The 524-nt window shown below is 75.4% G+C and carries 1 protein-coding gene; it reads left to right on the top strand.

Annotated elements, in window-relative coordinates:
* The coding region (locus HWY05_RS37700; protein WP_176061485.1) for an NAD(P)-dependent oxidoreductase at positions 1–524 on the top strand (524 nt) is incomplete at both ends.

Below are 524 nucleotides of genomic sequence, written 5' to 3'. Positions count from 1 at the left end.
CCGAGGTGCTGGCGGCAGAGGGCGCAAGCGTGGCGGATACGCCGCGCGAGATGGCCGGGCGGGTCGAGACGGTGATGCTGTGCGTGCTCGACGCGGCCGCGGTCGGCGAAGTGGTGTTCGGCGCGCATGGGCTGCTGTCCGGCGAACCGGAGCGGCGGCGCCTGAGCCGGATCGTCGATCATTCCTCGATTCCGCCGGCCGCCACGCGCGACTACGCGGCGCGCGCCGCGCAAGCGGGGGTGGCCTGGATCGACGCGCCGGTCTCGGGTGGCGTGCCGGGCGCGCAGGCCGGTACGCTCGCGGTGATGGCGGGCGGCCCGGCCGACGAGGTCGAGGCGGTTCGTCCGCTGATCGCTGCCTATGCCTCGCGACTTACGCACCTGGGCGAGGCCGGCGCGGGACAGACGGCCAAGCTCTGCAACCAGCCGATCGTCACCGCCACGGTGGCCCCGATCGCCGAGGCGGTCGGGCTCGCCCAGGCCAGCGGCATCGATGCCGCGCGGCTGTCCGAGGCGCTGGCGGGC

This window comes from Paraburkholderia sp. BCC1876 (genome assembly GCF_902833695.1).
Lineage (GTDB): Bacteria > Pseudomonadota > Gammaproteobacteria > Burkholderiales > Burkholderiaceae > Paraburkholderia.
Note: the sequence above shows the minus strand (reverse complement) of the source record. Positions and strands in the feature narration are given on the sequence as shown.